This window comes from Tateyamaria sp. Alg231-49, from assembly GCF_900143535.1.
Classification (GTDB): Bacteria; Pseudomonadota; Alphaproteobacteria; order Rhodobacterales; family Rhodobacteraceae; genus Tateyamaria.
In genome coordinates this window covers 93,932-120,569 of record NZ_FRFA01000006.1, presented here as the reverse complement: position 1 = coordinate 120,569, position 26,638 = coordinate 93,932, and the positions used below count along the sequence as shown (strand labels likewise).

The following is a 26,638-nucleotide window of genomic DNA, read 5'->3' as shown; positions in this document are numbered from 1 at the left end:
CCCTGCTACGTTCACCTTCATGGCGACGCTCACCTTTACCCCTTCGGGCATCTACTGCCCGGCCGGCGATTTTTACATCGACCCATGGCGGCCCGTGGCGCGCGCGCTGATCACGCACGGGCACGCGGATCATGCGCGCTCTGGAATGGGGGCATACCTTGCCACAGACATCGCCGCGCCTGTCATGCGGCACCGGCTTGGCGAAATCCCCCTCGAAACCATCTCTTATGGGGAAACACGGCAAATTGGCGGCGCAACGGTCTCGTTTCACCCGGCAGGACACGTGCCCGGCTCTGCCCAAATCAGGGTCGAGGTTGCAGGCGAGGTCTGGGTGGCCTCGGGAGACTACAAAGTGGTCGACGATGGCCTCTCTACCCCGTTCGAGCCAGTGCAATGCCACCACTTCATCACCGAAAGCACATTCGGATTGCCAGTCTTTCGCTGGCAGGATCAGCGCAACATCGCAGCAGACATAAACGACTGGTGGTCCTCTTGCGCAACCGCCGGAAAAACCGCCTTCTTGGGCTGTTACGCACTGGGCAAGGCCCAGCGGTTGCTGACGCTGCTGAACCCCGACATTGGGCCAATCCTGACGCATACGGCCATTGAAAACACCAACTCGGTGATGCGCGCGCAAGGGATCACCCTGCCCCACACGACCCAAGCCGGACCAGACATTGTGCCCAAAGATCACCCCGGCGCGCTCGTCCTTGCACCGCCCTCCGCGCTCGATTCCGCATGGGCGCGCAAGTTTGGCCAGCGCGAAACCGGATTTGCCAGCGGCTGGATGGCCCTGCGCGGGATACGGCGCAGACGGTCTGGCGATCGGGGCTTTGTCATCTCAGATCATGCCGACTGGACCGGACTGCTTGACGCCATCAAACAAACCGGTGCCGAAAACATCTATGTCACGCACGGCTACACAGACATCTTCGCACGCTACCTCACCGAGGTCGGCTTTAACGCCCAGGTCGTCGCAACCCAGTTCGGCGGCGACGAAGCCGAAGACGCCGCATGAAGTCCTTCGCCGCCCTGTTCAACGCCATCGACCAATCGACCAAGACCACGGTCAAGGTCGCCGCTCTTGCGGACTATTTCGCAACCGCCCCCGAAAGCGACCGGATCTGGACCATCGCCATCTTTTCAGGACGTCGCCCAAAGCGCGCAGTGACCACAACAAAACTGCGCGAATGGGGGGCTGAATTCGCCGGTATCCCGCTTTGGCTGTTCGAAGAATCCTATCCCATCGTCGGCGATCTGGCAGAAACCATCGCACTGGTTCTGCCTCAGCCCAACTCAGACTCAGATCATGGATTATCGCACTGGATCAATACGTTACGCGGCCTTTCAAACGTAGAAGAGGACGCGCGCAAGGCGCAAGTGCTCGCCGCATGGGACAGCCTTGATACCACCCAACGTTTCCTCTTCAACAAATTGCTGACAGGTGGCTTTCGCATCGGGATTAGCCAAAAACTGATGACCCGAGCACTGGCCCGCGCGACGGGGCGGGACGAGGCGGAAATGGCCCACCGCCTGATGGGCGATTGGGACCCGGCCACAACCACATGGGACACCCTGATCGCAAGCGATGACCCAACGGCCAATGCCTCGCGCCCCTATCCGTTTTACCTGGCCTATGGCCTTGATGATGACGTCGAAAATATAGGCAATCCAACGGATTGGCAGGCAGAGTGGAAGTGGGACGGCATCCGCGGCCAACTGATCATTCGCGACAAGTCGCACTTTGTCTGGTCCCGTGGAGAAGAGTTGATGACCGATCGCTTCCCAGAATTCGCCCGCGCTCCAGACTTTGTCCCCGACGGCACGGTGCTGGACGGCGAGGTGTTGGTCTGGGGCGACGAAGGCCCGCAATCCTTTAACGTTTTGCAAAAGCGGATCGGGCGCAAGACGGTTCCGAAAAAGCTGTTGGCCGAGACACCCGTCATTCTTTACGCCTATGATCTGCTGGAATGGAAAGGCATCGACATCCGCCACCTTCCACTTTCAGAACGGCGCGCAACCCTCAGAAAATTATGCAAAACCCTTCCCATTGAGGCCGCAATCAAACTCTCCCCGGACATCGCTTTCAAGACATGGGATACGCTTGCGGACATCCGCAGCACAGCGCGCACAGCCAGCGCCGAGGGGCTCATGCTCAAACGCCTCGACAGCCCCTATCTGACAGGGCGCAAGAAGGGAGACTGGTGGAAATGGAAACTGGATCCGCTGACCATCGATGCCGTCATGATCTACGCCCAATCCGGGCATGGACGGCGCGCCAATCTTTTCACTGATTTTACCTTCGCAGTCTGGAACGGAAACGAACTGGTGCCCTTCACCAAAGCCTATTCCGGCCTGACAGACGACGAATTTCGCAAGATCACTGCTTGGGTCAAAAAGAACACGCGAGAACGGTTTGGGCCAGTACGCAGTGTCACGCCCGAACACGTGTTCGAGATCGCGTTCGAGGGCATTCAAGCCTCGCCCCGCCACAAATCCGGCGTCGCCCTGCGCTTTCCGCGCATGTTGCGCTGGCGTCATGATAAACCGATCAACGAGGCCAACAGCCTCGAGGACCTGAACGAGATGCTTGCGATCTATGGATAACTCAAACCCGCCTTTCCCGCCGACCCCGCCCGCAACACCATTTCCCAACGGAGCGTGGGACGCCCATGTCCACCTGCTCGGAGGCCCCGAACACCCCCTGTCTCCCACCCGCGTCCAGAATCCAGCACCGGGGCTTGATTTCGACGATTGGGTGGCGATGTATCGCGCGCACCTGTCCGCCTTGGGATGCAGCAAGGGTCTGATCGTACATACGATCCTCTATGGCTCCGACAACACCGTCACCCGAGCCGCGATCAAGGCAATGGGCGACGGGTTCAAAGGCGTGGGCCTGCTGCCCGACGGGGCAAGCGCTCAGGACATCCAAGATTTCGCGCGGGCAAATATTGTCGCTGTGCGCCTGAACTATGTCCACGGCGGCGTGCTGACATGGGACGGGGCGCTGGCCATGGCCCCAGCGCTGGCGGATCAGGGGATGCACATCCAGATGCTGCTGCACGCCGACAAACACATCGAACAGATCGCCGCCGATGTCCGCGCCCTGCCCGTGCCACTGGTGATCGACCACTGCGGCTGGCCCACAGACCTCAACCCCAACACCCCGGCCATCGACACCCTGTGCGCCCTGCTGGCCGAGGGACAGATCTATGTCAAACTCTCCGCCCCCTACCGGTTCACCAGCGACTGGGAGGCCGCCACCCCCCTGATCCGGCGCCTGGTCGACGCAAACCCCGATCACTGCCTCTGGGGCTCGGACTGGCCCTACCTGATGCTCGCCGACGCGCCCATGCCCCACGCAAGCGCGCTGGCCAACAGTTTCTGTGCGATCACAAGCGCCCAAGAACGGCAAAAAATCCTGTGCGCAAACCCAGACCGGCTATTCCTTCCTTAACCTTCTTCTGCTCAAAAACACGGGCCGACGGCGACCATCGACCGTCTTGGGTCCGAGTGACATTGGCGACTGTGCTGGCCTTCCAGTCTGTTGCCACAAACACTTGCCCTCCCCCTACGACCGCCATACCTATGGCCCGTCACATCAATGAGGTTCTCCATGTTCCAGCTGCCCTTCCCCGTCCGCGACATCAACGCATCAAGCGGGGACGACTCTCTCGGCAACTTGCCCGAATGGAACCTCGACGATCTCTACACCGGACAGGACGCGCCAGAACTGAAACGCGACCTCGACTGGCTCGAAAGTGCCTGCACCAGCTTTGCTGATGATTACGAGGGCAAGCTCGACACGCTTGATGCCCCCGGCCTGCTGGCCTGTATCCAGCGGCAGGAACGGATCAATCAGATCGCCGGGCGGATCATGTCCTTTGCCGGCCTGCGCTACTACCAGCTGACCACAGATGCGGAGCGGGCAAAATTCATGTCCGACGTGCAGGAAAAGGTGACGAACTTCACCACACCGCTGGTCTTCTTCACACTCGAACTCAACCGGCTCGAAGACGACCACCTGACCGGGCTTCTGGCCCAAAACGCAGACCTCGCGCGCTACAAACCGATCTTTGATCGCATCCGCGCCATGAAACCCCACCAGCTCTCCGACGAGATGGAGAAATTCCTGCACGACCTCGGTGTTGTCGGGGATGCATGGGAACGGCTCTTTGACGAAACAATCGCCGGGCTCACCTTCGACATCGACGGCGAGGCGCTTAATATCGAAGGCACGCTGAACTTCCTCACCGACCCCGATCGCAAGAAACGCGAAACCGCGGCGCGGGAATTGGCCGAGGTGTTCTCAGGCAATATCAAAACCTTCGCGCGCGTGCACAATACGCAGGCCAAGGAAAAGGAAATCATGGACCGCTGGCGTGGCATGCCAACCGCGCAAACTGGTCGCCACCTTTCCAATCAGGTCGAACCCGAAGTGGTCGAGGCGCTGCGCAACGCTGTGGTCGCCGCCTACCCCAAACTCAGCCACCGCTATTACGAGCTGAAGCGCAAATGGCTTGGCCTCGAAACAATGCAGGTTTGGGACCGCAACGCACCGCTGCCTATGGAAGACACACGGACCGTGGGTTGGGATGAGGCGGAAAAGACGGTGATGGACGCCTATAACGCGTTTGATCCGCGCATGGGTGCAATCGCAGAACCCTTCTTTAACAAGGGCTGGATCGATGCAGGCGTAAAACCCGGCAAAGCGCCGGGCGCCTTCGCACACCCCACGGTGACGGATGTGCACCCTTACGTCATGCTGAACTACCTCGGCAAACCGCGCGACGTGATGACGCTGGCCCACGAACTGGGCCACGGCGTGCATCAGGTGCTCGCGGCCGAACAAGGCGAAATGCTCTCCTCCACGCCTCTCACCTTGGCGGAAACAGCCTCGGTCTTTGGTGAAATGCTCACCTTCCGCAAAATGCTCGATGGGGCCAAAGACAAACAGCAACGCAAGGTGATGCTGGCAGGCAAGGTCGAGGATATGATCAACACCGTGGTGCGCCAGATCGCGTTCTACGACTTTGAATGCAAACTGCACGAGGCGCGGCGCGCCGGAGAATTGACGCCAGACGACATCAACGCGCTGTGGATGTCAGTGCAAGCAGAAAGCCTCGGGCCTGCCTTCGAATTCATGGACGGTTACGAAACCTTCTGGGCCTACATCCCCCACTTCGTACATTCACCATTTTACGTCTATGCCTATGCGTTCGGTGACGGGCTCGTAAACGCGCTTTATTCGGTCTTCGCCGAAGGAGCAGATGATTTTGAAGAGAAATACTTCGACATGCTCAAGGCAGGTGGATCCAAACACCACAAGGAACTGCTGGCCCCCTTCGGGCTTGACGCCTCGGACCCGAAATTCTGGGACAAAGGATTGTCGATGATTTCGGGCTTTATTGACGAACTCGAAGCGATGGAGGACTAAGCGCTGTCGCAGGACACAGACGCTTAAGTCAAAGGTTTCCGCCTATCATGCTTGGCAAGATGTATGGCAGAGCAGCGGGCTGTTTGTTCAAGCGCGACCAACGGCGCGCCTTGACGCAGGAAAGACATTCAAACCATCCACATTTGGCTTCTTCAGAACCAATGGACAGATAAACTATGCGGCCATCAGCGCCTTGCATTCGTATGATTTGAGAATGCGCCGCGCCGCTTGCCCATAGCTCGCAGGACAGCTGCGAAGGTCAGGGAACAGTTCAAAGATTTCTTCCTGCGCAGTTTCCCCAAATCGGTATAGGCCCTCACGACCCGGAAACAGGCTTTCGCTTTCACATCCCTCAGCCAGTATAAGGCTATGTTCCTCAAGCATAATGTGGAAGTACTCGACCTGCGTCGCCTGAGCCTGAACAACCGTGATGTCATTCACCAACGTTTGAGCGGCACATAAAACTTCTCGCTCCCCAAACAGCAGCTGCGCTTGGGGTCCACGCCACAAAACGCGATGCAAAGGGGAGACTGTCAGGGGCCGCGAAGGCACGCCCGGACCCAGTGCGTCAGGGAGAATTGTAATCGGTGCAAGAGCCCTTCGCAGCGCGCTTTCTCCGTCTCCTGTTCGCTTGGATCCGATCCAACTTATTCGGGTCGGACCATAGTCGGTCGTGAGGACCTCATCACCGGCGCACAGATCTTCAATCGGGCGCGGTCCAGCAGGCGTATCGATCAAAGTTCCTCGTACGAAACAGGGAGGCTCGTCGACACCGAATACTGTGATCGTAACGGTCGAGTTTCCATTTGCAGACGAGACCGCGTACTCAAAATCCAAGCTCTGACCAGAATTCAGTGCTTGAATGTCTGGATCGTCATTGTCGACGAAGAAATCCCAGTTCCCGTCTTCATCCATCGAAAAGCTGCTGCCAAAGCCGAGGCTCGTATCATTGGAAACGACGGTCCAGTCCCCGGTGTCATCCCCAAGAAAGTAGTTGATATCGCCACTTGTCGTCAGAAGACCGCCGACGACATCAGTGTCTTCTGTGACAGAACCCGTATCTGGGATTGGAACGCCCATATGCCTACGCTCTATCTAGCCCAGGCGGGTCAATGAAAGAGGACCGAAAAGCCCGGTGTGTGCGGCCCCCACTTTTGACCTCAACAAGCTTTCTGATTTTCCTATCCGCGCCGATCCGGGCAAAGGAAAACGCCTCACTTGGTGGGTTTCGCACCAGATTTCGTGCGATGTCTTTGCCGTGTCCGAATGGCGCAATAATGTCCAGAAACCAAAGATGCTCCCCGGAATTCCATTCTTTGGCCTTCGGCGGGCAGTGGTCGGTAAACATTCTGGATGAAACCCGCGATGACAGCCGGGCCCAGATGAGCGCGGCACAGGGCTGGTTGGTTGACGTGCGAAATATGCGAACAGATTTATGCTCAATAGCTGGCAGGAACAAACGGTTGAGAAGCTCCGCCGAGTAGGATTTGTGAAGCGGACAATGCGCCGCCAATAGCGACAACGCACCATAAGTCGCCATGCTCTCAGGCAAAGGCGGGCTGGGAAAGTCTCCCTTTTTATTAACGTCCTGGATGAGCATTGATGCCCTCCGTAGATGTAAACAGGTGGTCTATAACGCTGCGACCACGAGTGCGTTCAACCAAAAACATAGAATCCATTGAAGGCTCCAATTGGGCAAAGCCGTGTCCATTGTTTGCGATTTGGAAACAGACAACGGGCTCAACGCAGGTGGTTCAAAACACCACAAGGCCCCCCTTCGGGCTCGACGCCTCAGTCCCAAAACTCCGGTCATGCCGCATACAGCCGTTGCTCAAAACGCATCCATGAAATGAATTGTGGGTTTACTGCGTCGACAGTGATAGCTCGAAGGATACCGGTCTTTATCTGCGAAAGGAGAGCGCATGCCCGACAGAATTCAAATCCTAGAGGATATCTGCAAACAAGCCGGGCGTTTGGCTCTCAAGTATTTCCGCGAACAAGACACGCTTGTGATCGACCACAAAGGACATCAGGACTTTGTCTCGCAGGCAGATCGCAATGTCGAGTTGTTGACGCGCGATCTGTTGGCCAAGGCTTTTCCCCAAGACGCCATTGTCGGCGAAGAGCACGCTCCGACCCCCGGCACCTCTGGGTTCACCTGGGTCATCGATCCGATCGACGGCACCACGAACTTCATCAACGGAATTCCGGCATGGACGGTTGTCGTTGCGGGCGTTCGCGGCGCCGAAACCGAATGCGGGGTCATCCACGATCCGGCAAACGACGAAACGTTTGTCGCTGTAAAAGGCGAAGGCGCAAAGCTGAATGGAGCGCCGCTGAAACTCGAAGATTCACGGAAGATTTCCGAAGGCACAGTTGGCATCGGATACTCCAACCGAGTGAACAACCAAGGGATTGTTCGCCTCGTTGCGGCTTTGGTTGATGAAGGATCAATGTTCTATCGGAACGCGTCGGGGGCTCTTTCCTTGGCCTATGTCGCTGCGGGGCGGCTTTTGGGGTACTCCGAAGAGCACATGAACGCTTGGGATTGCGTTGCGGGTCAACTTATTGTTGCCGAGGCCGGAGGCTGCGTAGAGGTGCAGAACGCGGACGACATGATACGCGATGGCGGACGTGTCGTTGTGGGAACGCCTGCCGTATTTGATCGGCTACTTGAGCTGTCCAAAACAGCTTTCGAGCAAACTGATTAAGCCTCCGGCAGCAATACCGGCCCTTTTTGAGAAAACCCGACGGTCACGTCAGTGCCAACTTCCAGCGGCGTGTCCACGTCTTCGTGGACAGCGAACATAGAACCGAAACTGGCCTCAAGCGTGTATTCCATCCGCACACCGACATAGGTCGCCTTGGCTACGGTCGCCTTGAAACCATCTTGCGCACCAATCACCAATCTGGATGGGCGAACAGCAAGTTTTGCGGCGCCCACTGCTAGCCCTCGGGCTGGGAGCACATGAGCGTAGCTCTCAATGGAAATCGTCGCCATATCGCCATCCAAGCTCTCGATGGTACAGGGCAAGATGTTCGCTTCTCCGATAAAATCGGCAACAAAGCGGTCAACAGGCGCATCGTACAGACTGCGCGGCGTGCCAATCTGAGCGATGGAGGCGTTGCGCATAACCACGATTTCATCAGAGACGGCCAGCGCCTCTTCCTGATCGTGGGTGACATAGACAACCGTGAGGCCAAGGTCTTGTTGAATGGCGCGGATATCTTCGCGCACCTGACGGCGCAGTTTTGCATCAAGGTTGGACAGCGGCTCGTCAAACAACAGAACCTGCGGCTCCAACACCAGCGCACGCGCGACGGCGACCCTTTGCTGCTGACCACCCGAAAGCTCACTGGGCAAACGTGTGTCGAATCCCTTCAGCCCAACAAGCTCCAATCCGGCCAGCGCACGGTCGCGCGTTTCCGATTTCGAGTATCCAGAAAATGTCAGGCCATAAGACACGTTTTCCAGCACGCTCATATGAGGAAACAGCGCGTAGGACTGGAATACCATCGACACATCGCGATCTGTCGCGGGCAACGTTGTGACATCGCGGTCGCCGATCAGAATGCGCCCCGACGTTGCCATTTCCAAACCTGCAATCATACGCAACGTCGTCGTTTTCCCGCAGCCCGAAGGCCCAAGCAAGGTCACAAGCTTGCCCGCCTCCACATGCAGATCGATGTTGTCCACAGCGACAACGTCGCGTCCAAAGCTTTTGGTCACGTTCTCGAAACGAACCGGGGCGGCTTTACTGGCAATAAGTGTTTCGCTCATGTTTGTTCCTTTGCCCCGAATTGCGTGCGGCGTCCGATTTTCGTCCGCCCGACCAACACCTGTAGCAGGCCGACCGCAGCAAGCATGACGAAGATCAGCGTTGTGGAATAGGCGATCGCAAGGCCGTAATCGTTGTTCTCAACACGACCGATAATATAGCTCGTCGCCATGTCGTACTCTGCTGAGACCAGAAAGATCACGGCAGAAATCGCAGTCATGGCGCGCACAAAACTGTAAACCAGTGCTGCCAGAATTGCGGGCTTCAAAAGCGGCAAGATCACCCGCCGGAAGGTTTGCCACGAATTCGCACCAAGCGTGAGAGAGCTTTCGTCCAGCGATTTGTCGAGCTGGCTCATCGAAGCGATGCCAGCGCGGACCCCAACAGGCATGTTCCGAAAGATGAAGCTTACAATAAGTATGATGCCCGTACCGGTGATCTCAATCGGCGGCACGTTAAAGGCCAGAATGTAACTGACCCCGATAACTGTTCCCGGGATCGCAAAGCTCAGCATCGTTCCAAACTCGAACGCGTTTTTGCCTGCGAAAGACTGCCGTGTCAGCAGATAGGCCGTGATAAGACCAACGGCGGCCGTCAATGGCGCAGCGGCCGCAGCAATATAGATCGTCGTCCAGAAACTATCCCATGCCGCGCCTGTCCAGCGGATGCCTGTTTCTTCGAAGCGCACAGAAAACGCGGTGACATAGTGTTTGAAGGTGAGCGTGTTGTTGACGCCCCAAAGTTCGACCACGCTGCCGTAAAGGATCATGCCGTACACAACGACCGTGAACAGACCCCAGACGCCTGCCGCGATGAAAACAGGGACAGCAAGGCCGTTTGGCATCAGCGGATGGACACCAGCGTCGCCCTTGCCGGAAACGGTTGTATAACTCTTTTTGCCAAGCCACATGCGCTGCGCATAGAAGGCGGAGAGTGTGAAAAACAAAAGCACCATCGCAAGGACAGCGGCGCGGCCCTGATCATACTGAGCGCCAACAATTGCAAAGAATATCTCGGTCGACAGAACATCAAAATTGCCGCCCAGAACCAGGGGATTGCCGAAATCCGCCATGCTCTCAATAAAGCCCAGCAGAAAGGCATTTGCCAGCCCCGGCCGCATCAACGGCAGCGAAACTGTACGGAACGTTTGCCAACGGTTCGCACGCAGCGTCTGCGCGGCCTCCTCCATCGACGGCGACACCCCTTCGACAACGCCAATAAGGACAAGGAACGCAATGGGCGTAAAGGCGAGCGTTTGTGCAATAAGCACGCCGGGCATGCCATAAAGCCAGCGTGTCGGCTGGACCCCAAACAGATCGGCAAAGAACTGCGTGACCGTCCCGGACAGACCGAACAGCAGGATCAGGGCAAGGCCAATAACAAAGGGCGGCGTGATGATCGGCAGAACCGTCAACGCGCGCAGTGCCCGTTTGTAGCGGAAGCCCGAGCGCGTCACGACAAGCGCGAACACCAGCCCCAGAACAGTGGTCAGGATGCCAACCGTGATGGCGAGGAAAAGCGAGTTCCAAGCAGCCCCACAACGCCCCCCAGACAAACAGCCAAGGCCCCAAAGACGGTCATCAAAAAACTTGGACGCAAAGACCAAAGCAGAGTAGCCACCTTCCTCTGTGATGAAAGCGGCCAAAAGCATCTTTGCAATCGGGAAGAACACGAAAACCGTGACGATAACGATCACGCCACCAATCGCGCTGACAACAAAGACATCTCCGTTAATCGCACCCCGTGCAGCGATGCCTTGGGTGAACAGGAACAGGTACGCCGAGGCCAGCAACAGCGCGCCGTATCCCATACCAAACTGGCGGTCGCCAAGGTCTCCAAACAGCGCCGTCAGCCATTCAAAATTAAACCCCCTGATGCCGATGCCAAAGCCCTGAGCAATCAGCCACCCAAAGCCAATGGCCCCGGACGCAATCAGTATCTTTGCATAGAGCGGATCACTCTTTTTGCGGCGAAGCGCAAAAAGCGACGTGATCAACGGCAGTATAAGCGGCGCCAGCCAGAGCTTTTCGCCCTGTCCAATCAAAAACGCCGCAGGCGCGTAATCCTCATCAAAGGGATAGCCATCAACCAACCATTCAAACGCAAAGAATCCGTCTTCGACCCCGTACCAGGGCAAAATACAGAACCCGACCCACCCGGCGACGATCCAAAAGATCAAGGCCAGATGGGCGGTCATTTCAGTTGAAACGTTTCGCAAGTTTTACTGCGGCAACGTCGAGACGTCTTCGTCCCATTTCTGCAGCAGACGCTTGCGCTCGGCAGACGAGCCATAGGTCTTAAAGTCATAGTCGATCAAAGTAATCGTCGACATGTCCGGCGCAGACGGTGACGTCTCGGCACCAGTGTTCGACGGCACCTGGAACGCGTTCACTTCCAGCGCGAGGTTCTGCGCATCCGTGGACAAGGCCCAGTCATAGAACTTCTTGGCTTCGTCCTCATTTCGCGCGCCTTCAATGATCGACATCGAACCGATTTCATATCCAGTGCCCTCACAAGGTGCGACGACCTTCACAGGGAAACCCGAAACAGCCTGCTTCACCGCGTCGTGCATGAACACAATTCCGATGGTGTTTTCACCACGACCCGCCGCTTTGATCGGGGCAGAGCCGGACTTGGTGTACTGGTTGATGTTGGCATGAAGGCCTTTCATGAACTCAAAGCCCTCGTCTTCACCAAACAGCTGCACCATCGAGGCGAGCGTCGTATAGGCCGTTCCCGATGAATTGGGGTTCGCCATTTGAACGTGGCCTTTGTACTCAGGCTTCAAAAGGTCCTTCCAGCACGATGGCTCGGGCAGGTTGTTGGCAGCCAAAAGGTCGGTGTTATACCCATAGCCAAGCGCACCAGAATAAATCCCGATTGTTTTGTCACCAGCGGATGTCGCCTGACTGATCGCCCAGTCATGCAACTGGTCTCGCATCGGTGACACGTAGGCCATTGTCAGGTTCTCCTCGGCAGCTTGCAAATGCGGATCGCCCGTACCACCCCACCAAACGTCCCCTTTTGGGTTGGCAGATTCGGCTTTGATCTGCGCAAAGGTCTCGCCGGACGATTTGCGGGTCATGTTCACGTCAATGCCTGTGGCGTCTTCAAAGCTTCGCGCCATCAGCTGGCACCAGTCTTCTTGCGCCGAGCAATACAGCGTCAGTTTGTCAGCCTGCGCCGCAGATACGCCTGCGCCCAGCGCGACGATAGACGTCAGCGCAAGTGTGCTTAATCTCTTCATGGTAATCCTCCCTTGGTCGGGCTTAAGGCCCGGTATTAATCTCCTGTCACCGCCACCTTTGGCCGGACAAGACGTGTCGGAACGTCACATTTTTCGTGATCATGGCCCAACAGTATCAGCGTAACGAGTTTTACTGGTTTGGGAAGATAAATTACTCTGAGAGAGGTTGGGGCTTGCGGCGCTTTACGTGACCCGGGTTCAGGTTCAAACGATCACTGCGGCCAGGCGAATGAATATAAAGAACGTTGGGATTGCCGAACTTTTTTAACGCCTCGCACCTCTTGCGAAACCCTACGCAGGCGTTTTTGAGGCACAATTTTATGGCCGCCCGGCAACTCATGCCTCAGAGGCTCAAGGCAGTTGAGGCAAACACCACAAGGCCCCGCTGCCCCCCCTTTCGGGCTTAACGCCTCGAACCGGAACTTCTGGGCCAAAGGGGTGTCGATGATGTCAGGCTTTGTTGACGACCTCGAAGCGTTCAAGGGCCAAGGCCTGTATCGACACAGCAAACAGACACCCTAACTTGCCAAAAATGCCCGCATCACCCGTTCGGCCCCCTCCGGATCATCGCGGTGCGCGCCGTGCCCGCAGCCCCCAAACATCTCAAGGGTCGCGTTTTGGCCTACCGCCTTGGCGATCTCCTCTGAACAGATCGGCGGCGTCACCGGGTCTAGCGCTCCGCCCATCACCAATGTCGGGCAGGTGATCTGCGCCAGTTCAGGCCGCATATCCATACCCATCATCTCAGCAGTAAAGAAATGCACCGCAACCTCCGGGCGCTCGATCGCGCGGCCGCGAAATGTGGCTGCGCCCGGATCATAGGACTGGGTGTAGTGGGGCAGACAGGTCTCTCCATAGACCTCATAGCGCTCCAATGATGGGGCTGAGAAAAAGGCGTGCGATGCCTCTGCGGCCGCGTCCCCGCCAAGGCGGCGCATCATATCTACTGCTGCGTCCAGCCGAAACTGTGCCGCCGTGGACGACAGAATAACTTTGGATGGCCCTTCGGGATGACGCGCGGCGTAGTGCATCGCGACCATGCCGCCAAAAGACTGACCAAACACAACCGGCTTTTCGATGCCCAAAGCGATACAAAACGCAGCAATATCATCGGCCCACTGATCCAGCGTCCACGTCTCAATGTCTCCGGTCGAACGGCCACAGCCCCGGTGATCCAGATAGACCACCTGATGCGTGTCCGCGAAGCGGTCAAAATAGGGGCGCAGAGTGGTGTGATCATAGCCCGGACCACCATGCAGAACCAACAGCGTGGGCCGCTCCTTCATCGCGTCCGGGGTCAGTTCCAACCCGGTACCAATCACGTCAAAAAAGATACGCGCGGTCTCAAGTTCGATGAACATTCAATGTCACTCCATCTGGCGAATTTTGCACCCGGCACCGGTTAGTTCCCGAGCCGCAAGTCTTAACAGTACATGAACACGCTTCTGTAACCCATTGAAAATACGTGGGTAGGCGCATGTCCCAGCGTGGGACACCTCACTTCAACTGGGAATCCTTGCTGCCCCGCCGGTTGATCCCGCCACGCCGCTGAAAGGCCGCGTCCCGCTGCGCCACACAGTCCACACACAGCTTCACTCCCGGCACCGCAACACGGCGCGCCTCAGGGATCGGCTCCTCACATTCTGCACAGAATTCAAGGCTCTCACCCACCGGCGCCCGCCGCCCCTTCATCCGGGCCAACTCGTCTGAAATCGATGCCTCTATCTGCTCGGACACCGCGCCGTCCTTGGCCCAACCACCTGCCATGATCTCTCCTTCATCCCGCCGGCAAAACTCTCCCCGAGGAACAGTTCACCCACCCCGCGCCTTGGCAAAGACCGCATCAATCAAGCTCTGCGTGCCGCGCGCATCTTCCAGATGCCACGGATACGCCGCCCCGTCACGCACATGCGCCCCAAAGGCCTCGACCTGCAGCACGTACTGGTTCACGCCCGGAAACCGCTGTTCCGTGATCGCAGGGGGTTGATCTGCTGACCCTGCATTCTTTTGCAACTCCAATCGCGCCGTCCCAAACACACCTGCATTGAACGGGGCTGTCATCTTGATCACCCCTTCTGTGCCGACAAAAGTCATCTGCTGAAATGGATGCATCCGCATTGAGTTGACCCAGTGCGCCGAAAACGTCGGGAACCGCGCCGAGACACGGGCCAGCACGTCCACCCCATTCTCGAAATCGACATCCGCATGGGTGATCACATTCGGCTCCTCCCCGCTCAGCCAGCGGGTGGCCCCATAGGTGTACACACCGATATCTGGAATGCCGCCCCCACCGGTGTCGGGCTTGTTGCGCACGTTTCCGGGGTCAGATGCGTTGTCATAGCAAAACAGTCCCTCGACATGAATAAGCTGACCGATCTCGCCCGCCTGATAGAGCGCGCGCGCATGCTGCCACTGTGGATGGTGTACGATCATGTAGGCTTCGGCGGCAAAGCATCCCGACGCATCGCGCGCCTCGATCAGTGCGGCGTATTCCGACGCCGCCATCGCCATCGGCTTTTCACACAAAACATGTTTCCCGGCGGCAAGCGCTTTCAGGGACCACTCCACATGCAAATGATTGGGCAGAGGAATGTAAACTGCATCAATGCCCGGATCAGCCAGCAACGCCTCGTAACTGTCATGCACTTTCAGGCTGGGGCAAAACGCCTGAAACCCTTGGGCCTTGTCCGCAGACGACGTCGCAAGGGCGACGAGTTCGGCCCCTTTGGCCGCATGAATGGCAGGCGCCATGTGCTGACGCGCGAATTTAGCCGCGCCCAGTATTCCCCATCGAAGTGCATGCATCTGTTCAAATCCTCACTGTCCGGATCAAATTGCAACGGCCATTTGATCCCAAGTCCGCCGACCAGACGCGGCGCGTCTTGTCATAGTTGCACTATACCTTACGGTGGGATCCAGCCAACACAACCGCAATAGGGAGCGAGCCACATGACCAGCCCAAACCATTTCAAAACAAGGGTGTTGTCCGTTTTTGCCGCACTCGTCACTGCATCCACAACACTGGTGACAGCGCAACCTTACGACTTCAAATCCACCGAAGGCACTTGGAATATCTTCGTCAACGAAGCCACCCAAGGGTGTTTCATGGAGCACCAATCAGACAAGGGCATTGTCATGCAGATCGGAACCGAAGCCGCGATGCTTGGAACGGGTCCAAATGACAGCTTTGGGTTTGTCGCAATCTATGTACCGGGCGAACGCCCCGTTGACGTCAACCCAGAAGAGGTCGTTGTCGTCAAAATTGGGCCAAACACATATGCGGGGGTCGCATCGACGGTTGACCGGGACGGGTATCATGGCGGTGTGATTGTTTCGCGTGACCAAACGCTTGAGTTTGACCTCAAGGAGCGCCGCAGTATGGAGATCATTTCGTCTAGTGGCACCACCGTGACCGTGAACCTTGCTGCGCTCAAAATTGAACCCGGACTAGACGCTGTGATTGCCTGTCAGCGCGAAATCACCGGCTGATCAGCAGCCCTAAAGCAAAAAAGGCCCCGCAACATGCGGGGCCTTTCGCGTCTTTTGAGACTTCAGGTCATGCGGTGGCCATCAGCCCTTTGGTTTTGGCGATGTCACGCATCTTCTTCTGCAATTTTTCAAAGGCACGCACCTCAATCTGGCGGATACGTTCACGGCTGACACCGTATTGTTCTGACAGATCCTCAAGCGTGATTACCTTTTCGGACAGGCGGCGTTGGGTCAGGATATCCTTTTCCCGATCATTCAGCACCTCCAACGCTTCCGAGAGCATTTCACGGCGCACTTCCAGCTCGTCGCGAGCTTCGTAGTCCCCAGCCTGATCGGCACTTTCGTCCTCAAGCCAGTCCTGCCATTGCATCGTCCCCTCGCCTTCGGAACCGACGGTCGCGTTCAGCGACGCGTCCCCACCAGACAAGCGGCGGTTCATGCTGATGACCTCAGTTTCAGTCACACCAAGATCGGTCGCAATGCGCGCCACGTTTTCTGGGCGCATGTCGCCTTCTTCCAAAGCGCCGATCTTGTTCTTTGCCTTACGCAGGTTGAAGAACAGTTTTTTCTGTGCAGACGTCGTGCCGAGTTTCACAAGGCTCCAGGACCGCAGGATGTATTCCTGGATCGAAGCGCGGATCCACCACATCGCATAAGTTGCCAGCCGAAAGCCCTTTTCAGGGTCAAAGCGTTTGACCGCCTGCATCAGGCCCACATTGGCCTCGGAAATCACTTCGGCCTGCGGCAAGCCGTAGCCGCGGTAGCCCATCGCGATTTTGGCCGCGAGGCGCAAGTGCGACGTCACCATTTTGTGGGCGGCGCCGGTGTCTTCTTTTTCGACCCATGCCTTGGCCAGCATGTATTCTTCTTCAGGCTCCAGCAGCGGAAACTTGCGGATTTCCTGCATATAACGGTTCAACCCACCTTCGGGCGTGGGTGCGGGCAAATTTGCATAATTGGCCATGTATTATCCCTCCTGTGTACCCCATCCCTTACGAGGATGTTTATGGGCTTAACATCTATATGGGTGCGCTAACGGCCCCCTTCAAGGGCAAAAGCGGTTGAGAAGAAAATGCCACGTTTACAGGGGCGCCGGTAGCCATAGCACTGTGTTTTCACGCGCATGTGCTGTTCATTTCAGAATTGGCACATTTTTGGAAATTTGCGTTGTGTACCGACCAGTTTCTAACTCAAAATGTTATAAACCGGAGTGCTGATTCAGACCAGAAGGTCCAAGAGAGTCTGAAAATCGTGCGGCAACGGCGCCTCAAAGCGCATGTTTTCTCCGGAAACTGGATGTACGAATCCCAATACCGCAGCGTGCAGTGCCTGCCTGCCAAACCCCGAAACAGCCTCCACCGCCGCCTCACTTAACGCCCCACGCGCCAGTTTCCGCCGCCCGCCATAGACCGGATCGCCCACCAATCCGTGCCCGGCATGAGCCATATGCACCCGGATTTGATGCGTGCGCCCGGTTTCCAGCCAACATTCGATCTGGGCAAGCACTTCGGGAGTGCCGTATCGCGCGACGAGGCGCGCGCGTGTGACGGCATGACGCCCCCCCTGAAACAGCACTGCCTGCCTCTGACGGTCTGTCTTGTGCCGCGCCAGTTGCGTGGTCAGCTTCAACACATTGCCGGCCTCGAAACTGGCCCCTTTTATCCCCCGCAGGCGCGGATCATTGGCGTCCGGAACACCATAAACCAAGGCGCGATAATACCTCTCAACTGTGTGGGCTGCGAACTGAGCGGCCAGTCCGTGATGGGCTGCATCGGACTTGGCGACAACCAGCAATCCACTGGTGTCCTTGTCGATCCTGTGCACGATGCCGGGGCGTTTCATTCCCCCTACCCCAGACAGATCATCACCGCAGTGGTGCATCAGCGCATTGACCAACGTACCCGACGGCGACCCCGGTGCCGGATGCACGACCATGCCCGCTGGCTTGTTGACGACAATCAGGTCTGCATCTTCATAGACGACGTCGAGCGCGATCGCTTCTGGCAAGATGTGACTTTCCTGCGCCTCTTCGACCACAACACCAATTACGGCACCTGCCGCCACACGAGCCTTGGGGTCAGAGGCGGTAACCCCATCGACCGTCACCGCACCATTTGCAATCAGCCGCGCCAATCGAGTCCGGGACAAAGCAGCCCCCTCTGGCACGTCGCGCGCAATCGCCTTATCAAGACGCGCGGGCGGTTCGTCGGCGATAACAAAGGACAGGTGGTTGGACGACATCGAAACCCCTCTTGAACCGGCGAACCTACGGTTTTTGCGCCGACTGGTGACAGTACTGACCGTCATCATGATTGGCGGCGTTGTAACCGTGGTCTCGCTGCTTGTCATCCGCCTGAATGCGGACCCCGCGCCGCTGCCGTTGCCCGAACAGGTTACATTGCCGGACGGTGCAATCGCGACAGCGTTCACAGTGGGCTCAGACTGGTTTGGCATCGTGACGAAAGATGATCACATTCTGATCTACGATCAGGTGACAGGGACTCTGCGTCAGACAATTGTACTGGACTAAAGCAGTTTCTGCACAGTCAGACGCGCGCTGAGTTAGGGACCGTTTGCAGGGACAGGCTGTCAGATTTTCGTCTGGGAAATAGTCTTTGGGTCGGCGGGTGGGCGTATTTGCCGACAGGCAAACAGTCCAGCGCGACGTCCAAGTACATCAAAAGTCTATAGATCAACTGGGTGGTACCATGTGTTTTTTCGAAAACAGTCTTATCCCAGCACCTCCCGGTCTCGAAGCAGAGCCCTCTTGATCCGCCATCAGAAACATCCCCGCGCCCCACCTTCACCTGCCGCTTGCGCTCATTGACTGGTCTCGTCGCCCTGTCTGGCCGCTGCCCGCCGTTTCGGTTCCTGCCCCGGCCCCGTGTATACGACATACCGTCCAACCCGGACTCGCGCACCTGTAGCGGCGTTGACCACTTCGTTTGGACTTGGCCGCGCACTATTTCGACGAGTATTCTTCCGGCGTGAACCGGATGATTTTCATCTTGTCTTGCAAATTCGTTTCGCTCCGGCCTCACGATTCCCTGCGAGTTTCCCCGGAAAGCGTTGCAAAATGCAGTTTGCAGAACGTGTTGTCGGAACTTTAACCCTGTTCAGGATAGGCATGTTCTCAAGATTCTGATGAGCGTTTGCCTGATCCCAGCGACCCCATTGCGGTTTTTAAAGCAAAAAATCACACTCACAGTAAAAAAAATTGCACAAAGAGAATATTTCTGGGACGCTCTGGCAAGCTAAACCGACAACCGAAATTGGATTCCCTGTGAAAGATCGCGCTCTGAACACCAATCACATCGACGGGCGGGCCGTCGCAGCCAGCATCCTGGAAGACTGCCGGTCCTTTGTTCAATGCAACAGCAATATCGGCCGTCTTGTCTCCGTTTCTATTGGAGACGTTCCCGAAGTCGCAGTATATGTGCGAAATCAGGAGCGTGGTGCAGCCCGCGCTGGCCTTCCATTTGAATCGCAGTTCTGGCCAGGCGACATCAGCCAAGACGAGGCAAAAGTGCGCATACAGCGCATGAATGACGATGATGGTGTCCTTGGGATCATCCTGCAACGCCCAGTGCCAGACCATATCAACCTGCGGTCACTGCAATCCGCCATCCACCCGCTCAAGGATGTGGAGGGAATGAACCCTGCTTCCATCGGCAACATTGTTTATTCGGATGTAGCTTTGGCACCCTGTACAGCGGCGGCCAGTGTCGAATTGATTAAGGCTACTGGTCTTGACCTCAAGGGACTTGAGGTCGTGATGATTGGGCACTCCAAAATCGTGGGCAAACCGGCAGCAATGATGCTGATGGCGGAAGGTGCAACTGTCACTGTTTGTCACCATATGACACGCTCAGTCTCGATGCATTCGAGACGCGCAGACGTGGTTGTGGTGGCCGTGGGAATCGCGCATTTCCTAGGACCAGACATGATCAAACCAGGTGCCGCCGTGATAGACATAGGGATCAACCAAGTCGAAGGGCCGGATGGCACATCTTACATTGTGGGGGACGTTGATACCGATGCGGTCAGCGAAATCGCAGGTTGGATCACACCCGTCCCCGGAGGAGTCGGCCCGGTGACTGTGGCAATCCTGATGCGAAATGCCACCGTCGCATACCAACGCCAAATTTCAGCAGGATGGGTGGTTTAACATGGGCAAACAGGACAACCGCTTTGACGTCGCGGCCTCCGTCGACATGCACGCCAAGGCGCAAACCATTGAGATCCATGTCAGCAAAGGGTTCAATAGCCTGGAACTGACATCCGTCACGCATGTGCTTGCAACTGCCAACACATTGCTTGGACGCGACCTTTTTTCTTGGCGGTTCAGCACAGACAAGCCCGGTGTCGTTTCTGGTGATCATGGTGCTTTGGTTCGGGCCGAACCCGCGATCGCAGATCATCGCCTCGCGGATATGATGATCGTGATTGGGGGCAAGCGTACAATCGCAGACACTTGGCTGCCCCGGCTCCGCGCAATGCAACGCAAAGCGCGCACTGTCGTGCTGCTGTCAGACGCCGCGACAGCGTATATCAGGGCGACAAAGGCACCCGGAGGCCATGTCACGACCCATTGGCGCGACGTCACCGCGCTGGTCGAAACCGGGTATCATCCAAAACTAACGACGCACCTGAGTGAAAATTCAGACGGCATCATAACGGCTGCCGGCGACGGCGCCACGCTGGAACTGATTGTTGGGCTTATCTCTCCCTATCTGACGCGCCCACAGGTGGCGGAGCTTGGCAGTCATCTGATGCTCCAGACAATCCGCAAAAGCGACGCTGACCAGCCCAAATGTCTCTCTGACAATGAAGGGTTGTTTGATGCTCGCCTGACGGAAGTGATCCGTCTGATGGAAGACACAGTGAATGAACCCATGTCGATGGATGAGATCACGGCACATGTCGGGATTTCATCGCGCCATCTCGAACGGGTATTCCGCAAGACTTTCAACGATACGCCCGCGCGTTTTTACAAGCGTCTGCGGGTCAAACGCGTCAGGACAATGATCGAGGAATCGCTGTTGCCGATGATCGATATCGCCGTGGCTTGCGGCTTTGGCTCATGCACCACGATGGCAAAGGCCGTCAAAGTGGAATACGGCGTCACGCCGTCCCAGATGCGCGCTCGCAAAAGCATTCAGTTGCTGACCTACGATGGCCGTCAGAGCGCCAGATAACCGATTGCCACGAAAACTATAACGATCCCCATCCATTGGGATCGGGTCACCGGCTCCTTCAAAAAGATGGAGGCGAATATGATTGTCAAAACTCCAAAAATTGACGCGCCGACTGAGGCAAATGCAGGGTACGCGTAGTTGCCCGCAACCATCACCGCCCCTATGGCAATTGCATCAAGCAATCCCATGGCCAACAAGATCGGCAACGCCGACCGAACAGGCAGCACAGGTTTGCGCAGTATCAGAGCAATCAGCACCACAACCCCGACCGCGCCAACGCGGGCGATGGCAATCGCTGTCAATTCGGTGCCGTCTGCAACTGACAACTGGCCAAGGGCGAGGGACAGGGCAAACCCGACAGCGGCCAGCACCGACCACAGGACAGCTTGGAGCGTTGGCGGGGCCGCCTCTTCGTCGGCCGAAGACATTGCCGCAAATCCACATCCGCCGACGATCACCAGCACTGCCAGCCATTGCAACATCGTGACCGATTGTCCATTTGCTACAGCCCAAGCGACCGACAAGATCGGAAAGCTGGCCACGACCGGAGCCACGACCCGGACCGGTCCGATAGCGAGGGCTGCGAAAAACGACACCCCTGTTACCCCAAACACCAACCCCGACAAAAGCGCCATGACGCGCGCCTGGCCAGTCATACTGCCGGTGTCCAGCGCAAAGGCCAGTATGGTCGTCACCAACGTTCCGGTCAGCAAAACGGGGAACAAAGAACGGAACACGCCTACTTTTTGGGAGATGTAGCGCACCATCGTGTCATGCACGCCCCAGCTGAACGCAGCTATTAGTCCTAAGGTCAGTGCTCCCATGACAAGGACACCGTGCATGGATAGAATTTTTTCACGTACGATGTACCCTTCCCTTGCAGCATATGCGCTGCAAGAGTATTCTCACAGTTAAACAATTATTCCGCTAGTGCAAAATTTTGGCGGTTCGGGAGGTGACAATGCTTGATGACCCCTACCCCAGTGTTAAACCGGGCCCACCTCGCCCCAGCCAGATTATCCAACCAGCTCAGTTCTCGATGCCTCGCGGTATGGAACGGTATGTCGTACAGGGCGCGGGTGCCGTTCTCATTCCTGTTGAAACTGGTGATTGCCTGACGGTCATCAATGATGAAGGCGGTCAAGTCTGCGAAATTGTCAGTGCTGATGACAAAGGTCGGGTGAATGACAGCATCCTTGACCGCCCAGCAGACGCTCCTGCGGAAGGGTTGCGCGCGTTGTTGGAGGGCAGCGATCAATCGCTGCGCGGTCTTCGCATGGGTCTGGACGCACGCAAGATCGATCTTTCATCTGCGCAAGCAACTCGCCTGTTCGAGTTGGACACGCACGCCAAAGCCGAAGAGACGATACGCGTCTCCCGCGATGGCACGTTGATTATTGCCGCCCCCGGCGAGCCGATGGATGCCGAGGCACAGGACACCGTGACCCCGCTCACCGTGATGATCCAGCGCTCCACGATCAAAAGTCATACAAAATTTGAATTACCTGACCCGTTGGCCGACCCTGTTGCTGACATTCGCGTGCATACGCAGACGGCCGAAGCATTCTTTGTCAAAGCAGGGGATTACATTCAGATCATCGATGTCGATGGCCGTCAGTGTACGGATTTTGAATGCTTTTCTGCGCGCAAGCTCGACAAAGGCATCGAACACGCTTTGGACGTGACAACCACCCGCACGCTTATGGGCCATGCCTATCCAATGCCGGGCCTGCACGCGAAATACTACGATCAGGAAATGCTACCGCTTGTCGAAGCGGTGCAAGACACCTGCGGGCGCCACGACGCCTTCGCACTCGCCTGCTCGGCCAAGTACTACGACGACATCGGTTATCCGGGTCACGCCAACTGTTCGGAAAACTTTAACTCCGCGCTGGCCGAATTCAACGTCACGGGCCGGCCCGGGTGGATGGCCATAAACTTCTTCTTCAACACCTATCTCGACGAACACGGTGTCATGTATTCGGACGAACCATGGTCGCGCCCCGGTGACTATGTCTTGCTGCGCGCGCTCACAGACATTGTTTGTGTCTCGTCCGCCTGTCCGGACGACACCACTGCCGCCAATGGCTGGAACCCCACGGACATCCACGTGCGCACCTACAGCGGGCGCGAGACCTTTCAACGCAGTGTCGCCTACCGGCCTACCCCTGATGCGGACCCAAAAATGACCAAACAAACCGGCTTTCACGACAGCTTTGCCAAGCACACCCGCAACTTCATCGAATACAACGGCTACTGGCTTGCCAATTGTTTTGCCGAGGCGGGCCCGATTGATGAATACTGGGCCTGCCGCAAGCAGGCAGTCATCATGGATCTGTCGCCCTTGCGAAAGTTCGAGATTACGGGCCCTGACGCAGAAGCGCTCTGCCAATATGTGTTTACCCGCAACATGAAAACGCTGGCTGTGGGCGGCGTGGTCTACACCGCCATGTGCTATGAGCACGGCGGTATGATCGACGACGGTACGGTCTTCCGTTTGGGCAAGGACAATTTCCGCTGGATTGGCGGTAATGATTACGGCGGCGAATGGCTGCGTGAACAGGCCGAGAAACTGGGGCTGAAGGTGCTGGTGCGGTCTTCCACCGACCAACTCCACAACGTTGCTGTCCAAGGCCCCGAAAGCCGCGACCTCTTGCGCAAGATCGTCTGGACCGCGCCACACAATCCCGAATTCGACCAGCTTGGCTGGTTCCGCTTCACACCCGCGCGTCTGAACGATGAGGGCGGCACCCCCTTTGTGATTTCGCGAACTGGCTACACAGGCGAGCTGGGATACGAAGTCATGTGCCATCCCAAACATGCGCCCAAAATATTCGATGCTATCTGGGAAGCAGGGCAAGACCACGGCCTGCGCCCCATGGGGCTAGAGGCACTGGACATGGTGCGGATCGAGGCTGGGCTGATCTTTGCTGGATACGATTTTTCCGACCAGACCGACCCATTCGAGGCCGGGATCGGCTTTACCGTCCCACTGAAATCCAAGCCCGACGATTTCATTGGGCGCGACGCTTTGATCCGACGCAAGGAACACCCGAGCCGCAAGCTTGTCGGCCTCGACATCGACAGCAATGTGGGTGTGGATCACGCCGACTGCATCCACATCGGACGCGCGCAAATTGGCGAGGTGACATCATCCATGCGTTCGCCCCTGCTGGACAAGAACATCGCGCTGGCCCGGATTGATGTGGCCCATGCTGACATCGGTACACAGGTTGAAGTCGGCAAACTGGATGGCCATCAAAAACGCCTTCCAGCTGAAATCGTGCCTTTCGCCCATTACGATCCAAAGAAAGAGCGGCCCAGATCGTGATCCGGCGCGCGTTCCTTGCTTGCCTCTTGGTTCTGGCGTTGCCTGCGCAAGCCCAATCGGTAAAGCTGAAGGCGCACGAAATCGACGCGCTGCTGTCGGGCAACACGGCTGTAGGTAAATGGGACGGCACCATGTATCGTCAGTTTTTTGGCGCGGACGGCACGACCATTTACGCCCAAGAAGGTGCGCGCTCGACCCGAGGCCAATGGCGTATCGACGCGGACAAAGATGAATACCAAAGCCTCTGGCCACGAGATTCAGACTGGGAAGGCTGGTTTGTAATGGAATGGGATGGGACGTTCTATTGGGTCAGCAAGAAAACACCGCCAACTCCGTTCAAACTGCTTGAAGGCAAACAGTTGGTCTCGCCATGATCCGCACAGTTGTTCTTTGCATTGCCTGCGGAACAACAGCCCATGCAGATGGCTTCTGTGCGAGTCTTACTACTGACCGGCCAGCAGCCTTCGCTCTGCCAGACGGAACAGAGGGCACATGCAGCATGTCGCTTGACCTGTCAGGCGCGCGTGCCCAGAACTGCCGTTGGCCGTTCACATACCGCGCGCCCGAAGCCACAGAGGCGTTCGATGCAGTACTGAATGCCACAGCGGCGTGCCTAGGCGTGCAACCCGTCGCTGATCAAGACGTGAACCACCCTGACAGCTACGACCTGCGCACATTTCACACCGACACCGCGCAAGTCGCGGTGTCGATCAAGGACAAGGGCGCTTTGCAGCAGACCTATGTGTTCTTGCGGATCAGCACGCCCTAGTTCTGCAAATAGACTTCCAGACTGTCATCCAGTGCGTCGACCCACGGCGTATGGTGGATTGGGGCCATCGATCCGGTCATAACCGAAGCATAGCAATTGTCGCGGAAGGTCATGATGCCCTTTTTCTTGTGCCCCTTCCACGCCTTAAACGCCTGACAAGCCCCTTCGACATCAAAGGACGGGTAGTCCGTTTCGGCAATCAGTTCCTTGATGTAGTCGCCCTGATACCAGATCGCGTCGTAGTCATCCTCGCCCGCATCCTCGCGCGCTACGCGGTCCGCGACATCGGCGTCCATCTCGTCCTTGGACGGCATCGCAATCTTGCTCATGATCGCATCGCGGACCCACCAAGCTTGCGCATCGAACATATTGAACGTGAACCACTGGTCCTGCATGCCCAGATAAAACAGCGCAGGGTTATGCACCCATGCGACCCCCTTGTAGAGATCAGCCGTCGCCAGCCGGTTTGCCGTCTTCAGGCGCAATTCTTCAGCCATGAAAGGGAAGTGGTGTTGGTACCCTGTGCACAAGATCACCGCATCGACATCGCGGCTGGTACCATCCTTGAAGTGCGCCGTCTTCCCGTCGACATGGGTCAACAACGGAACCTCGCTCCAGCTGTCCGGCCAGTCATAGCCCATAGCCGCCGTGCGGTGTGACACAGTGATGGACTTGGCCCCGTACTTCCAACACTGCGACCCGATATCCTCAGCAGAATAGCTGGTGCCGACGATCAGGATATCCTGATCCTTGAACTCAAGCGCATCTCGGAAATCATGGGCGTGCAACACACGTCCTTTAAAGGATTCAAAACCAGGAAATTCTGGCACGTTTGGTGTCGAAAAGTGCCCAGAGGCACAGATCACGTGGTCAAAGACCTCGGTGTACTCGTTGTCCGCAGGCAAATCCTTGACCGTTACACTGAATTTTCCATCTTCGAATTCGACGCGGCGCACAGCGGTTTCAAAGCGAATCCAATCCCGTACGCCCGCTTTTTCCACACGGCCCTGTATGTAGTCGAACAGCACAGCGCGTGGCGGGTAGGATGCGATCTGTTTGCCGAAGTGCTCCTCGAAGGAATAATCAGCGAACTCCAATCCCTCCTTTGGCCCATTCGACCACAGGTAACGGTACATGGACCCATGCACCGGCTCTCCATATTGATCGACACCGGTGCGCCACGTGTAGTTCCAAAGCCCGCCCCAGTCGGACTGTTTTTCGAAGCACACAATCTCGGGGATGTCCTCACCGTTTTGCTTGGCGGACTGGAAGGCGCGTAACTGTGCCAGACCCGAAGGCCCCGCCCCTATGATGGCGATACGTTTAGGCATTTTGCGACTCTCCCGGCTGAATTGTTCATTTATTCAATTCGAGCGGGATCGCCCCTA

Annotated in this window: 24 protein-coding genes; 12 read left to right on the top strand and 12 right to left on the bottom strand. The window is 57.0% G+C overall.

The features are described 5' to 3' along the window. Positions 1-19 precede the first annotated feature (19 nt). The 4 genes from DHN60_RS11220 (at position 20) to DHN60_RS11205 (ending at position 5,437) form a co-directional block, all read left to right on the top strand. Positions 20-1,018, top strand: coding sequence for a ligase-associated DNA damage response exonuclease (locus tag DHN60_RS11220; protein ID WP_108837398.1), 999 nt, complete (start codon positions 20-22; stop codon positions 1,016-1,018). Continuing rightward, the gene (locus DHN60_RS11215) at positions 1,015-2,607 is read left to right on the top strand and encodes an ATP-dependent DNA ligase (protein ID WP_108837397.1); all 1,593 of its coding nucleotides are present in this window, start codon (positions 1,015-1,017) and stop codon (positions 2,605-2,607) included. Before DHN60_RS11220 ends, DHN60_RS11215 begins: the two co-directional genes overlap by 4 nt. After that, positions 2,600-3,457 (top strand): amidohydrolase, encoded by an 858-nt coding sequence (locus tag DHN60_RS11210; RefSeq protein ID WP_108837396.1) that lies wholly within the window; start codon positions 2,600-2,602, stop codon positions 3,455-3,457. The genes DHN60_RS11215 and DHN60_RS11210 overlap by 8 nt, the downstream gene beginning before the upstream one ends. Before the next feature lie 159 nt (positions 3,458-3,616). Further along, positions 3,617-5,437: a M3 family oligoendopeptidase gene (locus DHN60_RS11205; RefSeq protein WP_108837395.1), complete on the top strand. Its 1,821-nt coding sequence runs from the start codon at positions 3,617-3,619 to the stop codon at positions 5,435-5,437. Positions 5,438-5,611: 174 nt separating this feature from the next. Here DHN60_RS11205 and DHN60_RS11200 read toward each other — a convergent pair whose 3' ends face one another. Both DHN60_RS11200 and DHN60_RS11195 read right to left on the bottom strand, forming a co-directional pair. Beyond that, positions 5,612-6,517, bottom strand: a complete 906-nt coding sequence (locus tag DHN60_RS11200; RefSeq protein WP_108837394.1) for a Hint domain-containing protein — start codon at positions 6,515-6,517, stop codon at positions 5,612-5,614. A 4-nt stretch (positions 6,518-6,521) separates the two neighbouring features. Further along, positions 6,522-7,037 carry a toxin-activating lysine-acyltransferase gene (locus DHN60_RS11195; protein WP_108837393.1) on the bottom strand — a complete coding sequence of 172 codons (516 nt, stop codon included), beginning with the start codon at positions 7,035-7,037 and terminating at the stop codon, positions 6,522-6,524. 322 nt (positions 7,038-7,359) lie between these two features. Here DHN60_RS11195 and DHN60_RS11190 point away from each other — a divergent pair, with 322 nt between their 5' ends. Then, the gene (locus DHN60_RS11190; RefSeq protein WP_108837392.1) at positions 7,360-8,148 is read left to right on the top strand and encodes an inositol monophosphatase family protein; all 789 of its coding nucleotides are present in this window, start codon (positions 7,360-7,362) and stop codon (positions 8,146-8,148) included. On the opposite strand, the gene DHN60_RS11185 is transcribed toward DHN60_RS11190, so the two are convergent. The 6 genes from DHN60_RS11185 to DHN60_RS11160 all read right to left on the bottom strand — a co-directional run bounded on the left by DHN60_RS11185 (position 8,145) and on the right by DHN60_RS11160 (position 15,268). Next, the gene (locus DHN60_RS11185; RefSeq protein ID WP_108837391.1) at positions 8,145-9,218 is read right to left on the bottom strand and encodes an ABC transporter ATP-binding protein; all 1,074 of its coding nucleotides are present in this window, start codon (positions 9,216-9,218) and stop codon (positions 8,145-8,147) included. The two genes, DHN60_RS11190 and DHN60_RS11185, sit on opposite strands and share 4 nt — an antisense overlap. Next, complete coding sequence (locus DHN60_RS11180; RefSeq protein WP_199913661.1) at positions 9,215-11,413, bottom strand: iron ABC transporter permease; 2,199 nt, start codon at positions 11,411-11,413, stop codon at positions 9,215-9,217. The genes DHN60_RS11185 and DHN60_RS11180 overlap by 4 nt, the downstream gene beginning before the upstream one ends. A 24-nt stretch (positions 11,414-11,437) precedes the next feature. After that, positions 11,438-12,463 (bottom strand): ABC transporter substrate-binding protein, encoded by a 1,026-nt coding sequence (locus tag DHN60_RS11175; RefSeq protein WP_108837389.1) that lies wholly within the window; start codon positions 12,461-12,463, stop codon positions 11,438-11,440. Between the two features lie 518 nt (positions 12,464-12,981). Further along, entirely contained in the window at positions 12,982-13,824 is an 843-nt protein-coding gene (locus DHN60_RS11170; RefSeq protein WP_108837388.1) for an alpha/beta fold hydrolase, read from the bottom strand. A gap of 136 nt (positions 13,825-13,960) precedes the next feature. Further along, entirely contained in the window at positions 13,961-14,230 is a 270-nt protein-coding gene (locus DHN60_RS11165) for a DksA/TraR family C4-type zinc finger protein (RefSeq protein WP_108837387.1), read from the bottom strand. Positions 14,231-14,275: 45 nt separating this feature from the next. Beyond that, positions 14,276-15,268: a Gfo/Idh/MocA family protein gene (locus tag DHN60_RS11160; RefSeq protein ID WP_108837386.1), complete on the bottom strand. Its 993-nt coding sequence runs from the start codon at positions 15,266-15,268 to the stop codon at positions 14,276-14,278. 144 nt (positions 15,269-15,412) lie between these two features. On the opposite strand from DHN60_RS11160, the gene DHN60_RS11155 reads away from it, so the two are divergent. Next, positions 15,413-15,952, top strand: a complete 540-nt coding sequence (locus DHN60_RS11155; protein WP_159089186.1) for a hypothetical protein — start codon at positions 15,413-15,415, stop codon at positions 15,950-15,952. Between the two features lie 67 nt (positions 15,953-16,019). On the opposite strand, the gene rpoH is transcribed toward DHN60_RS11155, so the two are convergent. Then, complete coding sequence (rpoH, locus tag DHN60_RS11150) at positions 16,020-16,916, bottom strand: RNA polymerase sigma factor RpoH (protein WP_108837384.1); 897 nt, start codon at positions 16,914-16,916, stop codon at positions 16,020-16,022. A gap of 254 nt (positions 16,917-17,170) precedes the next feature. Further along, a complete protein-coding gene (locus DHN60_RS11145) occupies positions 17,171-18,193 on the bottom strand; it encodes an RluA family pseudouridine synthase (RefSeq protein WP_108837383.1) in 1,023 nt (340 codons plus the stop codon). On the opposite strand from DHN60_RS11145, the gene DHN60_RS11140 reads away from it, so the two are divergent. The 3 genes from DHN60_RS11140 (at position 18,183) to DHN60_RS11130 (ending at position 21,150) form a co-directional block, all read left to right on the top strand. Next, positions 18,183-18,482 carry a DUF6476 family protein gene (locus tag DHN60_RS11140; protein ID WP_108837382.1) on the top strand — a complete coding sequence of 100 codons (300 nt, stop codon included), beginning with the start codon at positions 18,183-18,185 and terminating at the stop codon, positions 18,480-18,482. The two genes, DHN60_RS11145 and DHN60_RS11140, sit on opposite strands and share 11 nt — an antisense overlap. A 753-nt stretch (positions 18,483-19,235) precedes the next feature. Continuing rightward, positions 19,236-20,120 (top strand): bifunctional 5,10-methylenetetrahydrofolate dehydrogenase/5,10-methenyltetrahydrofolate cyclohydrolase, encoded by an 885-nt coding sequence (locus DHN60_RS11135; protein WP_255415565.1) that lies wholly within the window; start codon positions 19,236-19,238, stop codon positions 20,118-20,120. A 1-nt stretch (position 20,121) separates the two neighbouring features. After that, entirely contained in the window at positions 20,122-21,150 is a 1,029-nt protein-coding gene (locus DHN60_RS11130) for a GlxA family transcriptional regulator (RefSeq protein WP_159089185.1), read from the top strand. Here DHN60_RS11130 and DHN60_RS11125 read toward each other — a convergent pair. After that, entirely contained in the window at positions 21,135-21,974 is an 840-nt protein-coding gene (locus tag DHN60_RS11125; RefSeq protein WP_159089184.1) for a DMT family transporter, read from the bottom strand. The genes DHN60_RS11130 and DHN60_RS11125 overlap by 16 nt on opposite strands. 137 nt (positions 21,975-22,111) lie before the next feature. On the opposite strand from DHN60_RS11125, the gene DHN60_RS11120 reads away from it, so the two are divergent. The 3 genes from DHN60_RS11120 (at position 22,112) to DHN60_RS11110 (ending at position 25,250) form a co-directional block, all read left to right on the top strand. Then, positions 22,112-24,481: a DUF1989 domain-containing protein gene (locus tag DHN60_RS11120; protein ID WP_108837379.1), complete on the top strand. Its 2,370-nt coding sequence runs from the start codon at positions 22,112-22,114 to the stop codon at positions 24,479-24,481. Next, positions 24,478-24,855 carry a hypothetical protein gene (locus tag DHN60_RS11115; RefSeq protein WP_108837378.1) on the top strand — a complete coding sequence of 126 codons (378 nt, stop codon included), beginning with the start codon at positions 24,478-24,480 and terminating at the stop codon, positions 24,853-24,855. The genes DHN60_RS11120 and DHN60_RS11115 overlap by 4 nt, the downstream gene beginning before the upstream one ends. A 125-nt stretch (positions 24,856-24,980) precedes the next feature. Next, positions 24,981-25,250, top strand: coding sequence for a hypothetical protein (locus DHN60_RS11110; protein ID WP_159089183.1), 270 nt, complete (start codon positions 24,981-24,983; stop codon positions 25,248-25,250). Here DHN60_RS11110 and DHN60_RS11105 read toward each other — a convergent pair. Continuing rightward, positions 25,247-26,581 (bottom strand): NAD(P)-binding domain-containing protein, encoded by a 1,335-nt coding sequence (locus DHN60_RS11105; RefSeq protein ID WP_108837376.1) that lies wholly within the window; start codon positions 26,579-26,581, stop codon positions 25,247-25,249. The genes DHN60_RS11110 and DHN60_RS11105 overlap by 4 nt on opposite strands. Between the last annotated feature and the right edge of the window lie 57 nt (positions 26,582-26,638).

Bases quoted from the DNA above. Each gene is read 5' to 3' on its own strand.
- DHN60_RS11220 (WP_108837398.1), top strand. From the start codon at position 20: ATGGCGACGCTCACCTTTACCCCTTCGGGCATCTACTGCCCGGCCGGC.
- DHN60_RS11215 (WP_108837397.1), top strand. From the start codon at position 1,015: ATGAAGTCCTTCGCCGCCCTGTTCAACGCCATCGACCAATCGACCAAG.
- DHN60_RS11210 (WP_108837396.1), top strand. From the start codon at position 2,600: ATGGATAACTCAAACCCGCCTTTCCCGCCGACCCCGCCCGCAACACCA.
- DHN60_RS11205 (WP_108837395.1), top strand. From the start codon at position 3,617: ATGTTCCAGCTGCCCTTCCCCGTCCGCGACATCAACGCATCAAGCGGG.
- DHN60_RS11200 (WP_108837394.1), bottom strand. From the start codon at position 6,517: ATGGGCGTTCCAATCCCAGATACGGGTTCTGTCACAGAAGACACTGAT.
- DHN60_RS11195 (WP_108837393.1), bottom strand. From the start codon at position 7,037: ATGCTCATCCAGGACGTTAATAAAAAGGGAGACTTTCCCAGCCCGCCT.
- DHN60_RS11190 (WP_108837392.1), top strand. From the start codon at position 7,360: ATGCCCGACAGAATTCAAATCCTAGAGGATATCTGCAAACAAGCCGGG.
- DHN60_RS11185 (WP_108837391.1), bottom strand. From the start codon at position 9,218: ATGAGCGAAACACTTATTGCCAGTAAAGCCGCCCCGGTTCGTTTCGAG.
- DHN60_RS11180 (WP_199913661.1), bottom strand. From the start codon at position 11,413: ATGACCGCCCATCTGGCCTTGATCTTTTGGATCGTCGCCGGGTGGGTC.
- DHN60_RS11175 (WP_108837389.1), bottom strand. From the start codon at position 12,463: ATGAAGAGATTAAGCACACTTGCGCTGACGTCTATCGTCGCGCTGGGC.
- DHN60_RS11170 (WP_108837388.1), bottom strand. From the start codon at position 13,824: ATGTTCATCGAACTTGAGACCGCGCGTATCTTTTTTGACGTGATTGGT.
- DHN60_RS11165 (WP_108837387.1), bottom strand. From the start codon at position 14,230: ATGGCAGGTGGTTGGGCCAAGGACGGCGCGGTGTCCGAGCAGATAGAG.
- DHN60_RS11160 (WP_108837386.1), bottom strand. From the start codon at position 15,268: ATGCATGCACTTCGATGGGGAATACTGGGCGCGGCTAAATTCGCGCGT.
- DHN60_RS11155 (WP_159089186.1), top strand. From the start codon at position 15,413: ATGACCAGCCCAAACCATTTCAAAACAAGGGTGTTGTCCGTTTTTGCC.
- rpoH (WP_108837384.1), bottom strand. From the start codon at position 16,916: ATGGCCAATTATGCAAATTTGCCCGCACCCACGCCCGAAGGTGGGTTG.
- DHN60_RS11145 (WP_108837383.1), bottom strand. From the start codon at position 18,193: ATGTCGTCCAACCACCTGTCCTTTGTTATCGCCGACGAACCGCCCGCG.
- DHN60_RS11130 (WP_159089185.1), top strand. From the start codon at position 20,122: ATGGGCAAACAGGACAACCGCTTTGACGTCGCGGCCTCCGTCGACATG.
- DHN60_RS11125 (WP_159089184.1), bottom strand. From the start codon at position 21,974: ATGGGAGCACTGACCTTAGGACTAATAGCTGCGTTCAGCTGGGGCGTG.
- DHN60_RS11120 (WP_108837379.1), top strand. From the start codon at position 22,112: ATGCTTGATGACCCCTACCCCAGTGTTAAACCGGGCCCACCTCGCCCC.
- DHN60_RS11110 (WP_159089183.1), top strand. From the start codon at position 24,981: ATGTCGCTTGACCTGTCAGGCGCGCGTGCCCAGAACTGCCGTTGGCCG.
- DHN60_RS11105 (WP_108837376.1), bottom strand. From the start codon at position 26,581: ATGCCTAAACGTATCGCCATCATAGGGGCGGGGCCTTCGGGTCTGGCA.